Below are 21,264 nucleotides of genomic sequence, written 5' to 3'. Positions count from 1 at the left end.
GCCTATTTCAAAATAGGTTTTTTCATATGATTAAATAGTAGAAACGGAAAGAAGGAATATAACATAATTATACAGAATATTTAGATAATAGGAGGTGTCGAATTTTGAGTGAAATTGAATTAAAGAGCAATATAATTAAGGCAGGGCGAGAGAAGGGGATTATTCTCCGGTTTATACTTGCTAGTCTCGTTGGAGTGTTTATGTTTTTCGTTCCTGTTACGATAAACGGTGCATCGTCTATTATGATTGATCACATCGTATCGTGGATTAGGGCTTCGGTTCCTGACGTAGTACCTTATTATGCATTATTTGTTATGGCAATTGGTGCAATTTATCCATTTTATACGAAGAAATGGAATGCATCTATCGTAGACATTTGTTTTTCTATTTTAAAAGTAGTTGGCGTTGTTTTTGGCATATTATATTGTTTAAAAGTAGGACCAGCTTGGTTCTTTGCGCCAGATGTTGGACCGTTTTTGTATGAGAAGCTAGTCATATCAGTAAGTTTGCTCGTTCCAATTGGCTCGGCGTTTTTAGCGTTATTAGTCGGATATGGATTGCTTGAATTTATCGGTACATTTTGTCGTCCGATTATGAGGCCATTATGGAATACGCCGGGGAGATCGGCAATCGATGCAGTTGCGTCCTTCGTTGGAAGTTATTCGCTTGCCCTCCTTATTACGAATCGCGTGTATAAAGAAGGAAAGTATACCACAAAAGAAGCGGCGATTATCGCTACAGGATTTTCTACAGTATCCGCTACATTTATGATCATCATCGCAAAAACATTAGATATTATGCATTTATGGAATGTTTATTTTTGGACTACGCTTGTTGTAACGTTCATCGTGACTGCTATCACCGTAAGAATCCCGCCCCTCAGTAGAAAACCAGATACATATGTAACAGAAGAAGGGTTCCCAGAGCCTGTTTATAAAGAGAAAATGTTAGAATGTGCTTGGGAAGATGCGTTAGAAGTATCAAAGTCTGCACCGAGCATTATGAAAAATATTGCAGTGAATTTAAAAGACGGATTTATTATGACGATGGGAATTTTACCATCCATTATGTCAGTAGGATTAATTGGTATCGTCTTAGCGAAGTTTACGCCAATATTTGATTGGATCAGTTATATTTTCTATCCGTTTACATGGCTATTACAATTACCAGAAGCAGACTTAGCCGCTAAAGCCGCATCAGTTGGTATTGCAGAAATGTTTTTACCGTCATTATTAGTTGTAAGTGCGCCACTTGTGACAAAGTTTGTCATTGCAGTTGTTTCCGTATCATCTATACTGTTTTTCTCCGCTTCCATTCCTTGTATATTATCAACAGATATTCCGTTAAAAGTATCTGAACTTATTATTCTGTATGTGCAGAGAACGATTTTAACGTTGCTTATCATTACGCCGATTGCTTATTTGTTGCTTTGAACTAGAATGTAAGTTCTAAATATATGACGTTTACTAACTTGTGTAAATGAATATTTATTGTAAAATCGTAGGTAGTGCGAAATTATAAGTGCGATGCTTGAATAAAGGCATCGCATTTTTTATTTTTAGATGTACTACACGTTTACGAAAAAATATTTTTATATATTAATAAAACGATATCGATGGTATGTTATAGTAACAACAAAGGGGGCTTACAAATGGAAATTATTCACGAAAGAGCAAAGTTGCGGTTAATGGATAATACTGATGTCGAAACTTTGTTTTCGATTGTAGAAGGAAATCGGGATATTTGGGCGTATTTAATCTCTAAAATGGATAGTGTGCAAGATATGCAACAATACGTTCAAAAAGCGATAAAGGGTTACGGAAGAGGTACTCAAATACCTTTGGTAGTCGTAGATCAACAGACGAATAAGATTGTAGGAAGTACACGTTTATATAATATTTCAGTAGAAGATAAGACAGTTGAGTTAGGGCAAACGTGGTATCATCCGAGTGTGCAACGTACGAGTATAAATACAGAGTGTAAGTATATGCTTCTCCAGTATGCTTTTGAAAAACTGCATATGCTTAGGGTACAAATTAAGACGGATGCAAGAAATGAAAAAGCACAACGAGCAATTGAAAGGTTAGGCGCAGTAAAAGAGGGTGTGCTTAGAAATGAAAGAAAATTACCGAATGGTTATGTGAGAGATGCGGTGGTGTACAGTATTATCTCGAGTGAATGGCCAGGCGTAAAAGAACAATTGTTAGAAAAATTACAGTTATATAAAGAAAAGGTATAATTCGTGTTTTGAAAGGTATATTGTTCGTGAGATATGAAAAATATACCTTTTTTCTTACAAAATGCTACTTTATTTTAATTCCTTTTGTTTCATCGTTCCCTTCTGAGAAAAAATTCGTTACAATGTAGTTGTATGGTAATAAACTTATGAATTTAAAAAAATGTAATGAATACCGCAAATGAAAATGAATTGATAATCCTCAATTTTAAATGAAAACCCTTTTATATATAAATAACAAGTAAAGTTCCTTCTTTTAAATAAACTCAAACAAAACGATTTGATATAAATGTTTTTTATAGAAGTATGGATGATGTACGGAGGCAATTACAAATGAAAGAAAATAAGAAGAGTAAGAAAAGACGAATCTTTCAAGTATTTTTACTAATGATTTGTTCTGCTATTTTATATGTAAGTTATGCAGCTTATGATATTTGGAGTTATCGTTTTAAAGCAAATGATGACGTGAAAACGGATGCTGGTATCGTACTAGGCGCAGCTTCATGGAACGGAAAACCATCTCCTGTATTTAAAGAAAGAATTAATCATGCGATTTCTTTATATAGGAACGGAAATATTAAAAAGATTATTTTTACAGGTGGTACAAAGTTCGAGGCAGAACTTGAGGAAGCACGTACTGCAAGAGTATATGCAATGAAACAAGGTGTAAAAGAGGAAGATATTTTAATTGAAACAAAATCCCTTTTCACTGAAGAAAATTTAAAGAATGCGAAGCAAGTTGGAATAGAGAACGGAATACACACATACACGATTGTAAGTGATCCACTTCATATGAAACGCGCAATGAGAATCGCAAAACATATTAATATTGAAGCATATGCTTCACCAACGCCGACATCAGCATATAAAACGTTAGATACAGAAATACCATTCTTCTTTAAAGAATTATTCTCGTATATTGGATATGTAACCTCTTTGCCGTTAAAAGCATTGAAGGGGGACTAATATAAGAAAAGGATCTATCCTTAAATAGGAACTTTTCTTATTAGTCAAAAACATTGTATTTTTATCGGAATAGTGAAACAATAGAGAGGTAGCTTCATATAATCATAATGACAAAATGAACGGTTTATGAATCGAGCATAAAGTGAAACTTTAATCAGTGGGTGGGTTTCCCACTGATTATTAGTTGAACCAATCGGGCGTTTACGGGCAGTTGATCTCCCACCTAACTTCCTTTGCTTCACCTGAATTTTTAGGTGGGAGTTTTACTGCCCGTTAATGCGGGATAAAGGAGATTATAGTATGGCACTCTCATTTGTTGAAACAGAAGAACAGTCTTTAATTATTGAGAAAATAAATAAATTGATTCCGAAGTTCATGGAAAGGGAGCATCAACTAAGTGAATTAGGATCATTTCCGTATGAAAATATAAATGATTTGAAAGATATCGGATATACGAAATTAACGTTACCGAAGGAATTTGGTGGTAGTGCGATTTCTTTATATGACTTCGTTTTATTTCAAGAAAAAATCGCGGAAGGCTGCGGAGCTACTGCATTATCGATTGGCTGGCATCTTGGCATTGTGAAGGAGCTAGCGGAAAATCGCTCTTGGGATGATGATGTGTTCAAATGGTTTTGCGAAGAAGTAAGCAATGGTGCGCTCTTTAACAGGGCAGCAACAGAGCCAAAAACAGGGAGTCCGACGCGTGGTGGTAAGCCAGAAACAATAGCGATTCAACAAGGCGAGAAGTGGATTATAAATGGAAGAAAAACTTTTACAACAATGGCGCCAGTACTTGATTATTTTATTATTTCAGCAAGTATGGAAGGCCAAGAAGAAGTTGGTGAGTTTGTCATTCCAAGAAATACGCTCGGTGTATCCATTGAAGAAACGTGGGATAGCGTTGCAATGCGAGGGACTGCTAGCCACGACCTTGTCTTACAAAATGTAGAGATAGACAACCGCCTTTTTACGGATGTAAAAGGCGGGAAAGTGAAACAAAAGGGTATTGGCTGGTTGCTACATATACCAGCATGTTATTTAGGAATTGCACAATCAGCAAGAAATTATGCAGTTCAGTTTGCGGGATCATACAAACCAAATAGTTTAAACCATTCTATTAGTTTATTACCGAATGTTAGAAGATTAGTTGGAGAATTAGAACTCGAGCTTATGCAAGCTCGCGTCTTTTTATATCAAATTGCGAAAAAATACGATGAGGCAGAAGATAAACTGTCACTGCAAGCAGAATTAGCGGCAGTGAAATACGCCGTAACAAATGCGGCGATATCCATAGTGGATAAATCAATGCGCATCGTAGGAGCAAAAAGTTTATCAGAAAAAAATCCGCTCCATCGTTACTATTTAAACGTCAGAGCAGGATTACACAATCCGCCGATGGATGATGCAACATTGTCTATGCTGGCGGATGCGGCGTTTCGGTCGTAGTTTTTAAAGCTTATATTTTATTGTTTATGGATAAAATAGTTGTTTTGAAAGCACGGGTTTGATTAGTGATCAAATCCGTGCTTTTTATGTGTATGAAGTACTTGGGTGAGATGTAGGTTTTTAATATAAATGATTATCATGGTTTTGTGATTGTTTCTTGTTGAAAAATTCTTGTTGTAATGCCAGTTTGAAGGCTGTATAAACATTTTTCGTATTTAATCCCAAATTAATGGTCTTTCTAAGTTTATCATTCGTAAATATTGTAAAAATTGACCTGCATGGACCGCATCATGATAGGCAATTCGTAATAGCATGTCTCCTAAATATCTTTGATAGCCAACATCGCTTCGATCGATAAGGGTTGAATCTAGCTCTGCTATGTTTATGGATTGAACATACTCTATGAAGTCAGTAAAGTATGATTGTGCCAATTCAATTTCCTTTTTTACACAAGTAATTGGCTCTTCATCATACGGGAAATGTATATCATTTATTGAGCCGTTGTTTTTTAAAATCATATGATAGTAAAAAGTTGAGCTCCATACGTGACGAATCATCTCACCAAAAGAAATAGCCTCATTATCAGGCCTCCAATTAAGAAAATTATCGGGAAGAGAATTCCATAATTTTTCTGAGCGCCTTCTCGTCTCTTTCAAATTTAATATACTAAGATCAATTGCATTCATAATAAATTCTTCTTTACTATTAAACTTAAAATAATTGTATCAATTTAACAGTTAGGGTATCATCGAAATATGAATGTATATCCGAATATCTCATATATAGCTAAACTAATTGCTGAACCTACAAGAGCAATCATCTTAGATTGTCTAATGAATAATCAGGCACTACCTGCTAGCGAATTGGCTTATATGGCAAAAGTGTCACATCCAACAATTAGTTCTCATCTTTCTAAATTAGTAGAGGGGAATCTACTTACAGTTGAACAACATGGTAGACATCGTTACTATCGACTTGCTAATCAAGAAGTTGCAGAAGTGCTTGAAAAGTTAGAGACAATCGCACCAACAGTTCAAGTTCGCTCTTTAAAACAATCAGGTCAACTAAAACAAATTCGTTATGCTCGAACTTGTTATGATCATCTTGCAGGCAAACTCGGTGTAGAGATAACTGAAAAATTACTAGATAGGAAATTTATAATTTTAGAGGATGGAGAATACATTGTAACAGAACAAGGTAAACAATGGTTTCTGAATTTTGGAATAAATGTTGATGAGGAAGATACAAAAAGGAGGGTATTTGCAAAACCTTGCCTTGATTGGAGTGAACGGCGTTACCATATTTCTGGTTGGCTAGGGTCTGCAATTGCAAAACTGCTTTTTGAACAAGGATGGATTACGAAAACGGATAAGAACCGAGCTGTCCATCTTACAAAGAAAGGTGTAAAGTTATTGGAAGATCAATTAGGCATTGATATGAAAACTGAGGAAAGAAAAGCTTGAAATTAGAAAAGTCCGTCAAAATGACGGGCTTTTTCATTATGGTAGGAGTGTACATGAATAATAGGATGTTACCAATAATCGTTGCCAATAAAAAATCTTTCTTTTCATTCTTCTTTTTTAAGTTTTAAAGGAGAAAGCTAGGCTTCTTATTTTTACTAATGTTATAATAAGAAAAAAGCACGAAAAGAGGTCATCTCATGCTAGAGGTTATTGCAACATGTTTAGAAGATGTAAAAAGAATTGAAAGTGCTGGCGGGAAGCGGATTGAATTAATTTCATCTTATACAGAAGGTGGTTTAACACCAAGTTATGCTTTTATAAAAAAAGCGGTAGAAGCGGTGAGTATACCAATTCATGTTATGATTCGTCCGCATGCGAAGTCTTTTACATATACGGAAGAAGAAATTGAAATGATGAAAGAAGATATTATAGTTGCGCAGAAGTTAGGAGCAGCTGGTGTAGTATTAGGCGTATTAAACGAACAAAATGAAGTAGATGAAGAGAAATTAGCGGATTTACTATCTGTTGTAGATGGAATGAATGTAACGTACCACCGTGCGATAGATGATATAGAAAATCCAGTAGAAGCGATGAGAACTTTAAAGAAGTTTCATAAAGTAACTCACGTTTTAACTTCAGGTGGACAAGGAGATATTGTAGACAATATTCCGGTGCTTACAGAAATGCAAAAAGTAAGTGATGGTCAAATTCAGCTTGTAGCTGGAGCTGGCGTGACGAAAGAAAATATAAAGCGATTGCTAGATGAAACTGGAATTTCGCAAGCACATGTCGGTACAGCGGTAAGAGAAGCAAAATCATGTTTTTCTGAAATAGATCCTAATGTAGTACAAGAACTAGTTGAAATAATAAAATAAGTGCTTAAGAAAGAGGAGAAACGATGAAGGAAAATACGAAGAAAGAATTATTCTCTTGGGCTAAAACGATAGGGTTTACCCTTGTATTAATTGCTATTATTCGCGGCGTTTTATTTACACCTTCTTTAGTACAAGGTGAATCGATGATGCCCACTTTAGAAAATAACGAACGAGTTCTCGTGAATAAGATTGGTTATAGTATAAGTGGATTAGATCGCTTTGATATTATCGTCTTCCACGGAAAAGAAGGGTACGATTTAGTAAAACGAGTAATTGGTTTGCCAGGCGATACAGTTGAGTATAAAAATGATGTTTTATATGTAAACGGCAAAGCGATGGAAGAACCATATTTAAAACAGTTTAAAGAAAAAGCAGTAGGCCGTGTATTAACTCCAGACTTTACGTTAGAACAAATCACAGGGAAAACGAAAGTGCCAGAAGGCCAAGTATTTGTTTTAGGGGATAATCGTGAAGTTTCTAAGGATGGTCGCATGTTTGGCTTTATTTCAGAAGATGAGATTGTCGGAAAAGGACAAGCTGTTTTCTGGCCGTTGAAACAAGTAAGAGCGTTATAAAGTGTAGTGAAGTATGGGAGAGATATTCTTCCGTACTTTTTTATTTGTTTAAAATCTATTGAATGAATTGAAAGAATATTTTATAATTTTAAATTATATGTTTGTTTCGAAAAATGGAATTTAAGTTCCGAAATTCGGAACGAAAGGGAGAGAGAATGAGTATAAATAAAACGGCAGTTAAGACAATGGATATTTTAGAGTTGTTTTATGAGCATGAAGAGCTAAGTTTAACTGAGATGGTTCAGCTTACAAATATGCCGAAAACATCTGTTTATCGTTTAATTGGCTCGTTAGAAGAGATGGAGTTTTTACAAAAAAACGAAAAGGGGAAATATCGTTTAGGGGTCGTATTTTTACGGTTCGGTCAACTTGTTTCACAACGATTATCAGTAAGAAATATAGCAATTCCTTATATGAAAGAACTTAGAGATAGTTTAGGACAGGCAGTTAATTTAATAATTCAAGATGGTAATGACGCAATTTATGTTGAAAAGATGGAAGGTGTTCAGCCAGTACGCGTGTATACGGCGGTTGGAAGAAGAGCACCGCTTTATGCTGGTGCATGTCCGAGAATTTTACTATCGTATGTTTCTGAGGAAGAGAAACGGAGATACATAGAGGAAGTGGATTTAAAACAGTTTGCAGATGGAACAATTGTGGATAAGGAACAATTGCTAGAAGTGTTGCAAATGGCAAAAAAGGAAGGCTACACAATTAGTTATTCTGAGTTAGAAAATCATACAGCCGCAATAGCAGCGCCCATTTTCGCAAGTGATGGAACGGTTGTAGCAGGCATTAGTATTTCGGGATTAGCAATTGAGTACAGCGAAAGTAACATTTCATATTTTATCGCTAAGGTGAAAGAAACAGCACATCGCATTTCGAAAGAACTCGGCTTTTTGGCATAGAAAGAGGGAGTAGGATGAAATTTTCTGCGTTAGGGGATCAAGCAATTATTGTTACATTTGGTGAAGAAATTAAGATGGATATATATGAGAAAGTACAGCGGTTATTTCAAGCACTGCAGCAACATCCGTTTGCAGGAATGATTGAGTGCGTTCCGTCGTTTACTTCATTAGCTGTTTACTACAATGTATACGAAGTATGGAAGAGAAATGAGAGAAGTGAAAGGCCATATGATTACGTTCACCAGTATATAAAGGAGCTGTGTGATTCTTATAAAGAAGAAGTAAAACAGGATGTGAAACATATTTCTATACCAGTGTGCTACGGGGGTGAATATGGACCTGATTTAGAAGAGGTTGCACATTATAAAGGTTTACAAGTAGAAGATGTGATTCGAATACATAGTGAAACTACATATTTTGTATATATGCTTGGTTTTACACCAGGGTTTCCGTATTTAGGAGGACTATCAAAAGAATTAGAAACACCTAGAAAAGAAACGCCACGATTACAAATCTCTCCTGGTTCAGTAGGTATTGGCGGAAATCAAACAGGTATTTATCCGCTTGAAACACCAGGTGGATGGAATATTATCGGCCGAACACCTATTACTCTATTTAATCCGAACGAAGAAATACCAACATATATTCAAAGTGGTATGTATTTACGATTTATCCCAATAACGAAGGAAGAGTACGTATCGCTTGAGGGGGCTAAAAAATGGATGTAGAGGTTTTGCATGCAGGGATGTTTACAACAGTCCAAGATTTAGGGCGATCTTATTATCAACAATATGGTGTACCTGTTGGCGGGGCGATGGATCAAAGTGCAATTCGGATGATCAATATGTTAGTTGGTAATGAAGAGAATGAAGCGGCACTCGAAATGACGATTATGGGACCTAAATTGTTAATAAAGAAAACGACTTTACTTGCGATTGGTGGAGCAGATATGGAACCGTTACTGAATGGAGAACGTATCCCGTTATGGCGTCCCATTTTAGCGGAAGAAGGTAGTATGCTTTGTTTTGGAAAAGTAAAAAGTGGTTGCAGAGCGTATGTGACTTTTGCGGGTGGCATCCATATTGATCGTACTATGGGAAGTAAAAGTACGTACATACGTGCTGCGATTGGCGGTATAGAAGGAAGAATGCTCAACAAGGGTGACTACTTCCAAATTGGTGCACAACCAGAAATGGCGAATCGTTTCATTCAAGACTTACAAAAAGATGGGAGAATAAAAACGAAATGGGCAATTAACAACAGCGTACTATCAAAGTATAAGAAACATCCTAAGCTTCGTGTCATAACTGACTTTGAATATGATCAATTTACAGAAGAAAGTAGAAAGGCATTTTTTACGAAAGAGTATAAGGTATCTAATTATGCTGACCGCATGGGCTATAGGATTGAGGGAGAAGTTTTAAATAGGATTGAAGAAAAAGAGGTTTTATCGAGTCCTGTTACATTTGGAACCATTCAAGTTCCAAATGGTGGACAGCCAATTATATTAATGGCAGATAGGCAAACGACAGGTGGCTATCCGAGAATGGGAAATATCATTTCTGTAGATTTACCTCTTCTTGCCCAGCTAAAGCCGGGGGACTATGTTTCTTTTGAGGAAATTACGCTTGAAGAAGCGGAACAATTGTACATAGAACAAGAAGTAAATATAAATCTATTAAAGAAATTTATCGCTTTACGAAGCTGAAATTAGGAGGGATACATTGTGACTACAATCGATTTAAACTGTGATTTAGGAGAAAGTTTTGGAGCTTATAAAATGGGGAATGATGATGAAATTCTTCCGTTCGTTTCCTCTATAAACGTTGCTTGCGGTTTTCATGCGGGTGATCCGTCTGTTATGCGGCAAACTGTTGAAAAAGCTTTGGAGCATAACGTAGCGATAGGGGCGCATCCTGGATTTCCTGATTTAATTGGATTCGGTAGAAGAAACATGAATGTTTCAGCAAGTGAAGTATACGATTATGTTTTATATCAAATCGGCGCATTAGACGCATTTGTAAAAGCGGCAGGCGGGAAAATGCAGCATGTAAAGCCGCATGGTGCCTTATATAATATGGCGGCAACGGATTCGAAAATTGCAGATGCAATCGCTAAGGCAATTTATCATATGAATCCGAGTCTATCGCTTTACGGATTAGCAAATAGCGAGGCGTTTATACAGGCTGCAGAAAAATACAATGTAACTCTCGTACAAGAAGCGTTTGCGGATCGTACATATAAGCAAGATGGAACGTTAACGAGCCGTACAGAAGAAAATGCACTTATAAAAAATGAAGACGAAGCGATAAAGCAAGTGCTTCAAATGGTGAAAGAAGGCTATGTAAATTCGGTCAATGGAGAGGAAGTAGCAGTTCAGGCGCAGACGATTTGTTTACACGGTGATGGAGAAAAAGCAGTACAATTTGCGGGAAAAATATACAGAATATTCGAACGTAATGGTGTTTCTATTTGTGCACCGAAATAAAAAATAGGGGGAAGTGCTGGGATGATTAAATTAATCGGAATACTACTTGTTGCAGTGGGCTTTTTATTTAGATTAAATACACTTTTAGTAGTTATGGTTGCAGGTATTGTTACGGGGATGGTTTCAGGATTAAGTTTTTATGATGTGATCAGCATGTTCGGTAAATTTTTCATAGAAAATAGATATATGTCTATGCCAATTATATTAACTTTACCGGTAATCGGAATTTTAGAGCGTTACGGTTTAAAAGAAAGAGCAGAAGCACTTATAACGAAATCAAAAGGAGCAACAACTGGAAGAGTATTAATGTCATATTTTACGATAAGAGAATCGTCAGCGGCACTAGGGCTTAATATTGGTGGGCATGCACAAACGGTAAGACCGCTCGTTGCACCGATGGCAGAAGGGGCCGCGCAAGGTAAATACGGTAAACTTCCTGAAAAATTAAGAGAAAAGATTAAAGCAAACGCAGCTGCTGCGGAAAATACAGCTTGGTTTTTCGGAGAAGATATTTTCATCGCAACTGGTGCTATTTTATTAATGAAAGGGTTCTTCGATTCAGTAGGTATGCATGTGGGTGTATGGGATATGGCACTTTGGGGCATTCCAACTGCAATATCTGCACTTATTGTAAGCTGGATTAGATTTAGAAGGTTTGATAAATATATAGAGAAAACAATGAAGGCAGAAGGAAAAGAAGAGAAGGAGGCAATCTAATATGAACATCATCACAATGGATACAATCTATTATGTATTAGGGATAATCGTTGCTTTTATCGCTGTTCGTATCGCATTCGATCGTGAACATCCCAACAGATTCGGTTCTAGTTTATTTTGGGCATTGTTTGCAGTTACATTTTTATTCGGAAATGTAATTCCGTCGTTTTACGTTGGCTGTATCGTGCTCGCTATGGTCGTTTTAGCCTCGCTAAATAAAGTAACAAAATCAGAGGAAAAAGAAGTTCCAGTACAAGAGCGTGTAAAACATGCTGAGAAATTAAAAAATAAAATTTTTATGCCTGCACTATTAATTCCTATTTTTACAATTATCGGTACGTTGACCTTAGGGAAAATTAAATGGGGAAATGTCTCTCTTGTTGATCCAGATAAAGTAACATTAGTTGCATTAGCGCTTGGTGCATTACTCGCATTCGTTGCGGCGATGCGTATTACAAAATCAAAAATAACAACGCCTGTACAAGAAGGAAGCAGACTATTACAAGCTGTCGGCTGGGCTGTAATTTTACCACAAATGTTAGCAGCACTTGGCGGTATATTCGCGAAGTCTGGCGTTGGGCAAGTTGTTTCAGATTTAGTCGGACAAGTGTTACCGACAGAGTATCCGTTCGTTGCTGTTATGGCGTATTGTTTAGGAATGATGCTTTTCACAGTCGTAATGGGAAATGCATTCGCAGCGTTTGCCGTTATTACTGGCGGAATTGGTTTACCTTTAATTGTTCAAATGCACGGTGGGAATCCAGCAATTATGGCAGCACTCGGTATGTTTGCTGGATATTGCGGAACGCTACTTACGCCAATGGCAGCAAACTTTAATATCGTTCCGGCGATGCTTTTAGAACTAAAGGATAAAAATGCAGTTATTAAAGCACAAGTACCAATTGCTCTTTCAATCTTTATTATCAATATGTTTATTATGTACGGCCTTGTATATCGTTTCTAATTAGGAGGGAAAACTATGAAAACAGTATTATTAACAGGATTTGATCCGTTTGGCGGAGAAAGCATCAACCCAGCTTGGGAAGTAGCAAAAAGTTTGCATGAAAAAACAATTGGAGAGTACACGATTATTAGCAAACAAGTCCCAACGGTATTTCATAAATCAATAAAAGTATTAAAAGAATATATAGAAGAACTAAACCCTGAAATGATTATATGTATCGGACAAGCTGGGGGCAGACCAGATATTACGATAGAGCGTGTCGCAATTAACGTTGATGATGCAAGAATTGCTGACAATGAAGGGAATCAGCCCATAGATGTGCCAGTTGCAGAAGAAGGACCAGCTGCTTATTGGTCTACACTTCCGATGAAAGCAATCGTAAAAAGACTGCAAGAAGAAGGTATACCAGCTTCCGTTTCACAAACAGCAGGTACATTCGTTTGTAATCATTTATTCTACGGTCTCATGCATGAACTAGAGAAGCGTGATAAGAAAATAAAAGGCGGATTTATTCATATTCCGTTCTTACCAGAACAAGCGAGTAAATATCCAGGGCAACCGAGTATGTCACTTTCTACTATTCGTAAAGGGATCGAATTGGCAGTTGAGGTAACGACAACAGTTGAAGTAGATATTGTAGAGGTTGGGGGTGCGACGCATTAAATAAAACGAATTGTACAACACCTCCTGTAAACAACTGGTATAATAAGTATAGGAATATACATAGAGGTGATTTTTGTGCAACAATTTGAAGAAGTACGTTCAATTTTAGAAAAAGCGAAGAAAATTACAGTATTAACAGGCGCTGGTGCAAGTACGGAAAGTGGTATTCCAGATTTTCGTTCAGCAAATGGATTGTATGCTGATGCGAATGTGGAGATGTACTTATCAAGAGGGTACTATAACCGAAGTCCGAAAGAATTTTGGAAGCATTATAAAGAAATCTTTCAAATTAATACGTTCCATCAATATAAACCAAATCGTGGCCATCGCTTTTTAGCTGAGCTAGAAGAACAAGGGAAAGATATTACGATTTTAACGCAAAATATTGACGGTTTACATCAATTAGGTGGCAGTAAGCACGTCATTGATTTACATGGAACACTTCAAACAGCACATTGTCCAAAATGTAAATCAGGCTATGATTTACAGTATATGATTGATCATGAAGTACCGCGCTGTCAGAAGTGTAATTTCATTTTAAATCCAGACGTTGTTTTATACGGAGATACATTGCCGCAATATCAAAATGCGATGAAACGTTTATATGAAACAGATGTACTTCTCGTTATGGGAACGTCATTAAAAGTACAACCTGTCGCTTCATTCCCGGAAATCGCAAAAAGAGAAGTAGGGGCAACAACTATTTTAGTAAATGAAGAGTTAACAGAACAGGAATATAACTTTGATTATGTTTTTCAAAATAAAATTGGTGAATTTGTTGAAGGATTATCTTCAATGAAATAAGTTATCGAAAAAACTGAGGTATCCGCCTCAGTTTTTTATTTGAGTAATCACTGTTTTAAGCCATATGAAAACATTTTGATAATGTAGTAACCACATCTCTATAATTTATAAAAATCAATTTGCCCCATTTTTCTTTTAGAATAATATTCATGTTATTGTGCATTAAGGGAATGGTAATAAATAGGATAATTAATTAAAAAACTGAAAATTAAATCTTTTATTTCTTTTGTAATTAATATAAAATTCTATATATATCATATAAATAAATTTGATACATAATGATTTTGCGTAGAAATGTTAATAGAATGAAGCGAGGGAGCGAAATGAGACAGAAAAAGGAGCAGAAGAAACAATCGAAAAAGAAAAAGACTCATATTCCTTTTCGGTTAAATGTACTATTTTTTATTGTCTTTCTTTTATTTTCAGCTATTATAATTCAATTAGGTAAAGTACAAATCATTGATGGAGAAACGTATAGAAATGAAGTAAACAAAAAGGAAGATGTAACGGTAAGCACTCCCGTTCCTAGAGGGAAAATGTTTGATCGGCAAGGTCACGTTATTGTAAATAATAAACCATTGCGAACCGTTACATATACGAAAATGAGAGGAGTAGACTCGAAAGAAGTTTTACAAGTAGCAAGAGATTTAGCCAAGCTGATTGAAATGTCGCAAGAGGACATGGATAAGTTAACAGAGACAGATAAGAAAGATTTTTGGATGCAGTTAAATGAAAAGCGGGCAGCAGCGAAAGTAACGAAAGAAGATGAGAGTAAATTTAGAAAGCAAGAAATAGAAGGAAAAGAATTAGATAAAAAAGTAGAAGAACTGCGCCGGGAAAGAATTACACAAGAAGAATTAAATGAGCTTTCAAAGGAAGATATAGAAGTATTAGTAATTAAAAGCAAAATGAATGCAGGATATAAAATGACACCGCAAATCGTTAAAAAAGATGTAAGTCAAAATGAATATGCTGTCGTTAGTGAAAGATTGGCAAGTTTACCGGGGGTAGATACGACAGTAGATTGGGAACGAGAATACCCAAATGATAAAATACTGCGCTCTATACTAGGTAGCGTTTCTAATGAAAATGAAGGGTTGCCAAGAGAACAATTAGATTATTATTTAGTTCGTGATTATAATCGAAACGATCGTATTGGTAAAAGTTACATTGAAAAACAATACGAAGATGCACTACATGGAACGAAAGAACAGTCTAAAAATATTATGGATAAAGCAGGGGAAATTGTTCGAACAGAAAAAGTGACCGAAGGAAAAAGTGGAAATAACTTAATGTTAACAGTCGATATGGATTTACAGAAAAAAGTAGAGGGAAGCCTTGAAAAGAATTTACGAGCTTTTCATGCTGCAGAGCCGATGATGGATCGTGCGTTCGTAGTAATGATGAATCCGAAAAACGGTCAAATTTTATCAATGGCAGGAAAGAAAATTGTAAATAAAGATGGCGGTATGCAAATAGAAGATTATGCATTAGGAACGATGACAAGTTCTTATGAGTTAGGATCAACTGTAAAAGGTGCTACTTTATTAGCTGGATATCAAACAGAAGCGATTAAGCCATATACACATTTCTTTGATGCACCAATGTATTTTAAAGGAAGTTCTAAGCCGAAGAAATCGTGGAAAGAATTTGGGGATATTGATGATTTAAGAGCTTTACAAGTTTCATCGAACGTTTATATGTTTAATACAGCTTTAAAAATGGCAGGCATTAATTATGTCCCAAATAATCCATTAGATATTAAACAAGAAACATTTAATAAAATGCGCTACTATTTTAGACAATTTGGCCTAGGTGTGTCGACTGGTATTGATCTGCCAAATGAAGCAATCGGTCAAGTAGGTAGAACTGATAACATACCCGGATTTTTACTTGATTACGCGATTGGACAGTATGATACATACACGCCGCTTCAGCTTGCGCAATATATTTCCACAATTGCAAATGGCGGTTACCGAATGAAACCACAAATTGTACAAGAAGTTAGAGAGCAACCGAATAGACCAGAGGATGTAGGAAAAGTCGTTCGGTCGATTGAACCAGTTGTATTAAATCGAGTGGATATGGACACTTCGTACATTAATCATGTAAAAGAAGGGTTTAGAAGAGTTTTTCAAGAAGCTGACGGAACAGGTACCGGAACGTTTAAAGGTTTACCATATAAACCAGCGGGAAAAACAGGAACAGCTGAGACGGTATATGGTGGAGAAAGTGATATTGGAAGAGATGAGAATAACAACCGAAAAAAATGTTATAATTTAACTCTTGCCGGTTATGCACCATATGATGCTGATCCGGAAGTAGCTTTTTCAGTTGTTGTACCATGGGTGAATGATGATAAATCAGGAATTAATTCTGCGATTGGTAAAGAGATTTTGGATGCGTATTTTGAATTAAAAACAAATAGATCAAATACAAATTCAATTTCAGTAGAACAACCGAACAAGGCACAGTAAAAATAGTATCACTGCATGGAAACATATTGTGCAGTGATATATTTTTTGAGTTAAAAAGCGCTTTATAAGGTGGGAATGGATATGAAAAAGGAAATTAAGAGAGGCTGGGGAAAGTACATACTATTTATATTGGTGATGGTAATAGGCTACCATTCTTTTACTTTATGTAAAGTGGAAGGGGAATCGATGCAGCCGACTTTATATGAAGCAGATTACGTATTTGTAAATAAAGCAGTAGTACGTCTTTCTAATTTACAACGCGGAGAAATTGTCATTATAAAGGAAGCGGATGAATCGAAATATTATGTGAAACGTGTAATAGAGCTTCCGGGTGATGTAATTAACATAACGAACGGAAAGGTATATGTGAACGATAAAAAGCAAGAAGAACCATATACGAACAAAGATTTATTTAACAACACACAAGTGTTTTATAACTTTCAAAAGACAAAAATTCCGCCAAATAAGTTATTTGTAATGGGAGATAACCGCGAAGTAAGTAGAGATAGTCGAAATGGCTTAGGATATATTGAAGAAGATAACATAATTGGCAAGGTGGAATTCGTATATTATCCTTTTTCAAAAATGAAAATGATAGAATAAGTGGGGGAGAAGCAAAACCCCACTTATTAAAGTTTCACTTTATTTTCTTTAAAAAACCTTTTGGATTAAATGATATGAAAAATTTATGTTTAGACTCGTCGATTATGAAGTTATTATTTTTAGTTAAAAACTCATCCACAGCCTCCATCGGACCAGGACCCCAATCGGGAAGAAGCGGATTTCCATTAATGGAGGTATCTTCTACAATCATATAACTGCCAGTAGTGACGATAGATTTATATAGTAATAGTTCTTTGGATACATGCTCTTTACTATGATCAGAATCTAAAATAACTAAAACCACATCATCAGGTTTGCGCATGCTTACTATTGTTTGGACGGCCTGCACAGAAACAGAAGAGGCTGTTAAATACGTAATCCGATTATGTGATGGCCGATTTGGCTGCGGAGTTATATCGATAGTAAGTACGTGACCTTTTCCAATTAAATCTAACATAGAAGCTAAATACAGTGCACTACCACCGTGAAAAGTCCCGCATTCAATAATTAAATCGGGCTTTAATTCATAAATAATTTCTTGATACAAAAAGAGGTCAGAGGGAAGTTTACAGATTGGAACTCCGAACCAGTGTGTATCGTTTAACCACACGAGGCTGTTGTAATATTGGTTTAGAAATTCATTGCTTATATTATCGATTTTAAATTCTCCTTTCTAAAAAGGATTCTCTCGTTTGACGTAAAGTGTTTACGCATGAAAGTTGTACTATATATTATGTAGTAAGGAATTGTAAGGCGAGTGTTTTTACTTGAAAATAAGCCAAATAACTCATGTGGAAAATGAAAGGAAATGATTGTATGTACAAATACACAATTTGTTTTATTAGAAAAAGCGATAAAATACTGCTATTAAATAGAAATAAAAAGCCGAATATGGGGATGTGGAATGGTGTTGGAGGAAAAATAGAAGATAATGAAACGCCATACGAAGGAATAATTAGAGAAACGTTTGAGGAAACGGGTATAGAACTTTCAAGTGTAATGTATAAAGGGACTGTTGGTTTTAAAGGTAAAGATGAGCCCCAGGCTAGTGAAGGAATGTATGTGTTCGTTGCTGATTTGCCAGATGGAATGCAAATGAATACACCATTTCGTACGGCTGAAGGATTATTAGAATGGAAAGAAATTGATTGGATATTAGATGGTGATAATAGAGGTGTTGTTAGCAATTTACCAAAATACTTACCGACAGTATTAACAGAAGAAAATAAGTTAAAACATATATTCACGTATGATAACCGGAATATTATTCATTACACAACTGCATGTTTGACAGAAGATGATGCGAATAAGCGATATGAAAAACAACTCATTTCTCAATAGAAGAGGATAGTGAAAAATCACGTTTTTGCTCTCATTATATATGCGAGGTGATTATATGTTTCAGAAATACAATTTATTGGCCATAATTGTAATATGCATGATATAACTTTTCTTATGGTGAAAGAGTAGAGAATATACGTAAACGGAACAAAAAAGGAGGTGGCTTTGCTACCTCTTTTTGTTAGCTACGAATCGCCTTAATTATAAATCGATGTTGATTCACATCTAAATATCCTTTTTCCAAAATAATCTCATGTATACGATATAACTCCTCAAAGTACTTTTCGACAGTAAAATCAGGAATTTGCCACGGAATTGCTTTTAAATAATAGATGATAGCGCCAATATCATAAAAACGTTGGAAAGGGAATTCTTCTTTTGCTTCTAAAATAGTAAATCCATTTTGGTTTAACTCACTGCATGCAGTTTCGAGAGACCAATTTGCAAACTCACTATTTAGAGGCGTACCCAATTGTTCATTAAGTTCAACGCAATCAAGACCGCCAACTTGTTGTGTAAGAAATATTCCATTAGGAGAAAGTATTCTATTTACCTCAGAAGCAGAATAGGATTCATGTTGATTCAGAATGAAATCAAACTGTTCATTTTGAAATGGTAAAGCAGTATCATCACTTACTGCCACAACTGTAACCCCTAAAGGTTCTAATTTCTTCTGAGCAATTGGCACGTTTGGAGCGTAGCCCTCAGTAGCGAATGTAGTTGACGGGAACGGTTGTAACATAGATAAAAACTCTCCGCCACCAGTACCCATATCGAGCATTGATTCTGCACGTTGCATAAGCTGAAAAGCAGTACTGCCGTACGACCACGATAATGGCTCGCTCTTCATTCGACCCGTTTCTGAAATGAAAGAAAAATCCCAGCCACTAAAGTTTGTATTTGCACTTTCTAATAAAGTTAAAAATAATGGATCACGTTTCATAAATTTGTCCTCCTATTTTTTAATGGATAATATGATGAGAAAAGAAAAAGGGAGGACCTCTTATTAAAATGAAGCAGTTTTATGTTTCATGTTCGAATAGATTCATATAAATTCGCTCCTTGTGAGAATGGTTATTTATATATTCGGGATAAATAAGTGGAAATCCTTTGATCAAGAGCTAGGGAATTTAGTAGATATGACTAAGGAAGTTCTAAATCGCTTGGAAAGCATGATAAGTGATAAAAATATATTAATTGGAATGCACCGAGAGAAATAATCGTTATTCACGAAAAAATATAGATGGAGGAAGCTTTGTTAAACCTGTTGAAGAATGCAATAGAACATTCTAAACCAGGTGGTAACATAATGATTCAGGTCAAAAATTCTCCAATCTATATCGAACTAGTGATCCAAGATTTTGGAGAGGGAATTTTAGCTGAAGAATTACCTCATATTTTTGAACGATTCTATAAATCAAGTAGTTCTAAAAAGCTTGGCTCGAATGGAATTGGGTTGGCACTTGTCAAAGCTATTATTTAGGCTAACTAACATATTGTATGTTTCAGTATCTATTTTATAAAAAAGAAAATAGATGTAACGGTCCTCCTTTTAATAAAAAAATCCTATAAAAATATAGTGCTCTTAAAAAATTTTGTTACAAATTTGTTTTGTTTGACTTTAAAAAAGGAAAGTAATATTTATTTGTAGAAAATTTTTAAGGATAAAAATAGGATGAATATCCATGGTAAGAAAAAGGGGGCACTTAAATGTTAACAAATGATTTAGATTTTCGATTAGAACCACGTTTAAAAGAACTGTATGAACAACATAAAATAAGAGCGCAGAAGATAGACTGGGCTTATCATGAGTTTTTACCATGGGATAAGGGAATGGACTTTAAAAGAGTTCCTTGGGATGAAAGTCAAGTTACTCTCCCTTCTGGTGTAATTACGGCCATTGAAACAGCTTTATTAACAGAAGTGAATTTACCATGGTTTACAACGTATTTATCTGCGACTTTTAAAGGTTCCCTTTCTGTTATTACAGACTTTATTCATACTTGGACCTCAGAAGAGGATCAACATTCGAATTTATTAGAGACATATTTACTACTCACTCGAAGTGTAAACCCTAAACGTATACATGAATTAAGAAAATCAGTCGTTGAGTGTGGATTTGAGCCTGATTTTCATACACCAATCGAAGCCATGACATATACGACGCTACAAGAACTTGCAACAATGGTGTTTTACAATAATGTAGCTAAGGTGGCAAGTAAGCATGATCCAGATCTTGCTACATTATTACGCCGTCTTGCAAAAGATGAAACACTTCATTATGCGTTTTATCGAGACGTTATTCGAACACATTTAGAATTGGAACCAAATTATTGCTACCATATTGCCAATGTGATTAGGAATTTTAAAATGCCAGGTGCCGTCATGCCTGATTTTGAAAATAGAATGGCTGTGATTGCAAAAGAAGCAAACTATGGCCCACTACAATATTTTGATCAAGTACTTGATGTAGTGGTTGAGTATTGGGGGTTAAAAGATTTACGACCAATTGCCCCTCTAGCAGAAAAAGCAAGAATTGAGATTTTGGAGTATCATATAAGATTGAAAAAAATACGGGATCGATTTGGCCGTTTTCAAGGGGAAATTGATCTACGTTAATGGGTGGAGATTTCAGGATATACGCGTATGGATTCCCTTTTCTTTTATTGGAAATCTCGAACGCTCTTTGGTATTTTACGGCTGTTTTACTTGATTTAACTTTTGAAGAAAAAAGT

Annotated in this window: 22 protein-coding genes and 1 pseudogene; 20 read left to right on the top strand and 3 right to left on the bottom strand. The window is 35.7% G+C overall.

Annotated elements, in window-relative coordinates:
- The first annotated feature begins 104 nt into the window (after window positions 1-104).
- The 4 genes from NZ044_RS15200 (at window position 105) to NZ044_RS15185 (ending at window position 4,651) form a co-directional block, all read left to right on the top strand.
- Entirely contained in the window at window positions 105-1,433 is a 1,329-nt protein-coding gene (locus NZ044_RS15200) for a YjiH family protein (protein WP_001289409.1), read from the top strand.
- Between the two features lie 218 nt (window positions 1,434-1,651).
- On the top strand, window positions 1,652-2,239 hold the full coding sequence (locus NZ044_RS15195) for a GNAT family N-acetyltransferase (protein ID WP_000402591.1): 588 nt from the start codon (window positions 1,652-1,654) through the stop codon (window positions 2,237-2,239).
- Between the two features lie 330 nt (window positions 2,240-2,569).
- Window positions 2,570-3,202 (top strand): YdcF family protein, encoded by a 633-nt coding sequence (locus NZ044_RS15190; protein WP_000662217.1) that lies wholly within the window; start codon window positions 2,570-2,572, stop codon window positions 3,200-3,202.
- A gap of 300 nt (window positions 3,203-3,502) precedes the next feature.
- The gene (locus tag NZ044_RS15185) at window positions 3,503-4,651 is read left to right on the top strand and encodes an acyl-CoA dehydrogenase family protein (protein ID WP_097891210.1); all 1,149 of its coding nucleotides are present in this window, start codon (window positions 3,503-3,505) and stop codon (window positions 4,649-4,651) included.
- Between the two features lie 215 nt (window positions 4,652-4,866).
- Here the strand turns inward: NZ044_RS15185 and NZ044_RS15180 are convergent, their stop codons facing one another.
- Window positions 4,867-5,337, bottom strand: coding sequence for a DinB family protein (locus NZ044_RS15180; RefSeq protein ID WP_000991277.1), 471 nt, complete (start codon window positions 5,335-5,337; stop codon window positions 4,867-4,869).
- A gap of 69 nt (window positions 5,338-5,406) precedes the next feature.
- Here NZ044_RS15180 and NZ044_RS15175 point away from each other — a divergent pair, with 69 nt between their 5' ends.
- The 13 genes from NZ044_RS15175 (at window position 5,407) to lepB (NZ044_RS15115) (ending at window position 17,188) form a co-directional block, all read left to right on the top strand.
- Entirely contained in the window at window positions 5,407-6,114 is a 708-nt protein-coding gene (locus NZ044_RS15175) for an ArsR/SmtB family transcription factor (RefSeq protein ID WP_001103796.1), read from the top strand.
- 197 nt (window positions 6,115-6,311) lie between these two features.
- Window positions 6,312-6,989 carry a copper homeostasis protein CutC gene (locus tag NZ044_RS15170; RefSeq protein ID WP_000895107.1) on the top strand — a complete coding sequence of 226 codons (678 nt, stop codon included), beginning with the start codon at window positions 6,312-6,314 and terminating at the stop codon, window positions 6,987-6,989.
- A gap of 23 nt (window positions 6,990-7,012) precedes the next feature.
- A complete protein-coding gene (lepB, locus tag NZ044_RS15165) occupies window positions 7,013-7,564 on the top strand; it encodes a signal peptidase I (RefSeq protein WP_000662490.1) in 552 nt (183 codons plus the stop codon).
- A gap of 155 nt (window positions 7,565-7,719) precedes the next feature.
- Complete coding sequence (locus NZ044_RS15160; protein ID WP_097891212.1) at window positions 7,720-8,472, top strand: IclR family transcriptional regulator; 753 nt, start codon at window positions 7,720-7,722, stop codon at window positions 8,470-8,472.
- 14 nt (window positions 8,473-8,486) lie between these two features.
- Entirely contained in the window at window positions 8,487-9,200 is a 714-nt protein-coding gene (gene pxpB / locus NZ044_RS15155) for a 5-oxoprolinase subunit PxpB (RefSeq protein WP_044784028.1), read from the top strand.
- The gene (locus NZ044_RS15150; RefSeq protein ID WP_044784027.1) at window positions 9,191-10,180 is read left to right on the top strand and encodes a 5-oxoprolinase subunit C family protein; all 990 of its coding nucleotides are present in this window, start codon (window positions 9,191-9,193) and stop codon (window positions 10,178-10,180) included. Before pxpB ends, NZ044_RS15150 begins: the two co-directional genes overlap by 10 nt.
- Window positions 10,181-10,198: 18 nt before the next feature.
- The gene (gene pxpA / locus NZ044_RS15145; RefSeq protein ID WP_044784026.1) at window positions 10,199-10,960 is read left to right on the top strand and encodes a 5-oxoprolinase subunit PxpA; all 762 of its coding nucleotides are present in this window, start codon (window positions 10,199-10,201) and stop codon (window positions 10,958-10,960) included.
- 21 nt (window positions 10,961-10,981) lie between these two features.
- A complete protein-coding gene (locus NZ044_RS15140) occupies window positions 10,982-11,677 on the top strand; it encodes a DUF969 domain-containing protein (RefSeq protein ID WP_000593392.1) in 696 nt (231 codons plus the stop codon).
- 1 nt (window position 11,678) lies between these two features.
- Window positions 11,679-12,641, top strand: a complete 963-nt coding sequence (locus tag NZ044_RS15135) for a DUF979 domain-containing protein (RefSeq protein ID WP_001021658.1) — start codon at window positions 11,679-11,681, stop codon at window positions 12,639-12,641.
- Between the two features lie 15 nt (window positions 12,642-12,656).
- A complete protein-coding gene (gene pcp, locus NZ044_RS15130; protein WP_000859749.1) occupies window positions 12,657-13,304 on the top strand; it encodes a pyroglutamyl-peptidase I in 648 nt (215 codons plus the stop codon).
- 75 nt (window positions 13,305-13,379) lie between these two features.
- Window positions 13,380-14,108 carry an NAD-dependent protein deacylase gene (locus NZ044_RS15125; protein ID WP_001183806.1) on the top strand — a complete coding sequence of 243 codons (729 nt, stop codon included), beginning with the start codon at window positions 13,380-13,382 and terminating at the stop codon, window positions 14,106-14,108.
- Window positions 14,109-14,431: 323 nt separating this feature from the next.
- Window positions 14,432-16,585, top strand: a complete 2,154-nt coding sequence (locus NZ044_RS15120; RefSeq protein WP_340949834.1) for a peptidoglycan D,D-transpeptidase FtsI family protein — start codon at window positions 14,432-14,434, stop codon at window positions 16,583-16,585.
- A gap of 81 nt (window positions 16,586-16,666) precedes the next feature.
- Window positions 16,667-17,188, top strand: coding sequence for a signal peptidase I (gene lepB / locus NZ044_RS15115; RefSeq protein WP_340949831.1), 522 nt, complete (start codon window positions 16,667-16,669; stop codon window positions 17,186-17,188).
- Window positions 17,189-17,222: 34 nt separating this feature from the next.
- Here the strand turns inward: lepB (NZ044_RS15115) and NZ044_RS15110 are convergent, their stop codons facing one another.
- Window positions 17,223-17,846: a cephalosporin hydroxylase family protein gene (locus tag NZ044_RS15110; protein WP_265736909.1), complete on the bottom strand. Its 624-nt coding sequence runs from the start codon at window positions 17,844-17,846 to the stop codon at window positions 17,223-17,225.
- A 158-nt stretch (window positions 17,847-18,004) separates the two neighbouring features.
- On the opposite strand from NZ044_RS15110, the gene NZ044_RS15105 reads away from it, so the two are divergent.
- Window positions 18,005-18,529 (top strand): NUDIX hydrolase, encoded by a 525-nt coding sequence (locus NZ044_RS15105; protein WP_000280180.1) that lies wholly within the window; start codon window positions 18,005-18,007, stop codon window positions 18,527-18,529.
- A gap of 181 nt (window positions 18,530-18,710) precedes the next feature.
- Here NZ044_RS15105 and NZ044_RS15100 read toward each other — a convergent pair whose 3' ends face one another.
- On the bottom strand, window positions 18,711-19,472 hold the full coding sequence (locus NZ044_RS15100; protein ID WP_118961881.1) for a class I SAM-dependent methyltransferase: 762 nt from the start codon (window positions 19,470-19,472) through the stop codon (window positions 18,711-18,713).
- Between the two features lie 163 nt (window positions 19,473-19,635).
- Between NZ044_RS15100 and NZ044_RS15095 the strand changes: the two are divergent.
- Window positions 19,636-20,009: pseudogene (locus NZ044_RS15095) on the top strand (sensor histidine kinase); the annotation flags it as partial.
- A 230-nt stretch (window positions 20,010-20,239) separates the two neighbouring features.
- Entirely contained in the window at window positions 20,240-21,148 is a 909-nt protein-coding gene (locus tag NZ044_RS15090; RefSeq protein ID WP_000957093.1) for an acyl-ACP desaturase, read from the top strand.
- Window positions 21,149-21,264: the final 116 nt, after the last annotated feature.

It is taken from the genome of Bacillus sp. FSL K6-1338 (assembly GCF_038006965.1).
In the GTDB taxonomy this organism is placed as follows: domain Bacteria; phylum Bacillota; class Bacilli; order Bacillales; family Bacillaceae_G; genus Bacillus_A; species Bacillus_A thuringiensis_S.
This window is presented reverse-complemented; position numbering and strand designations above follow the sequence as displayed.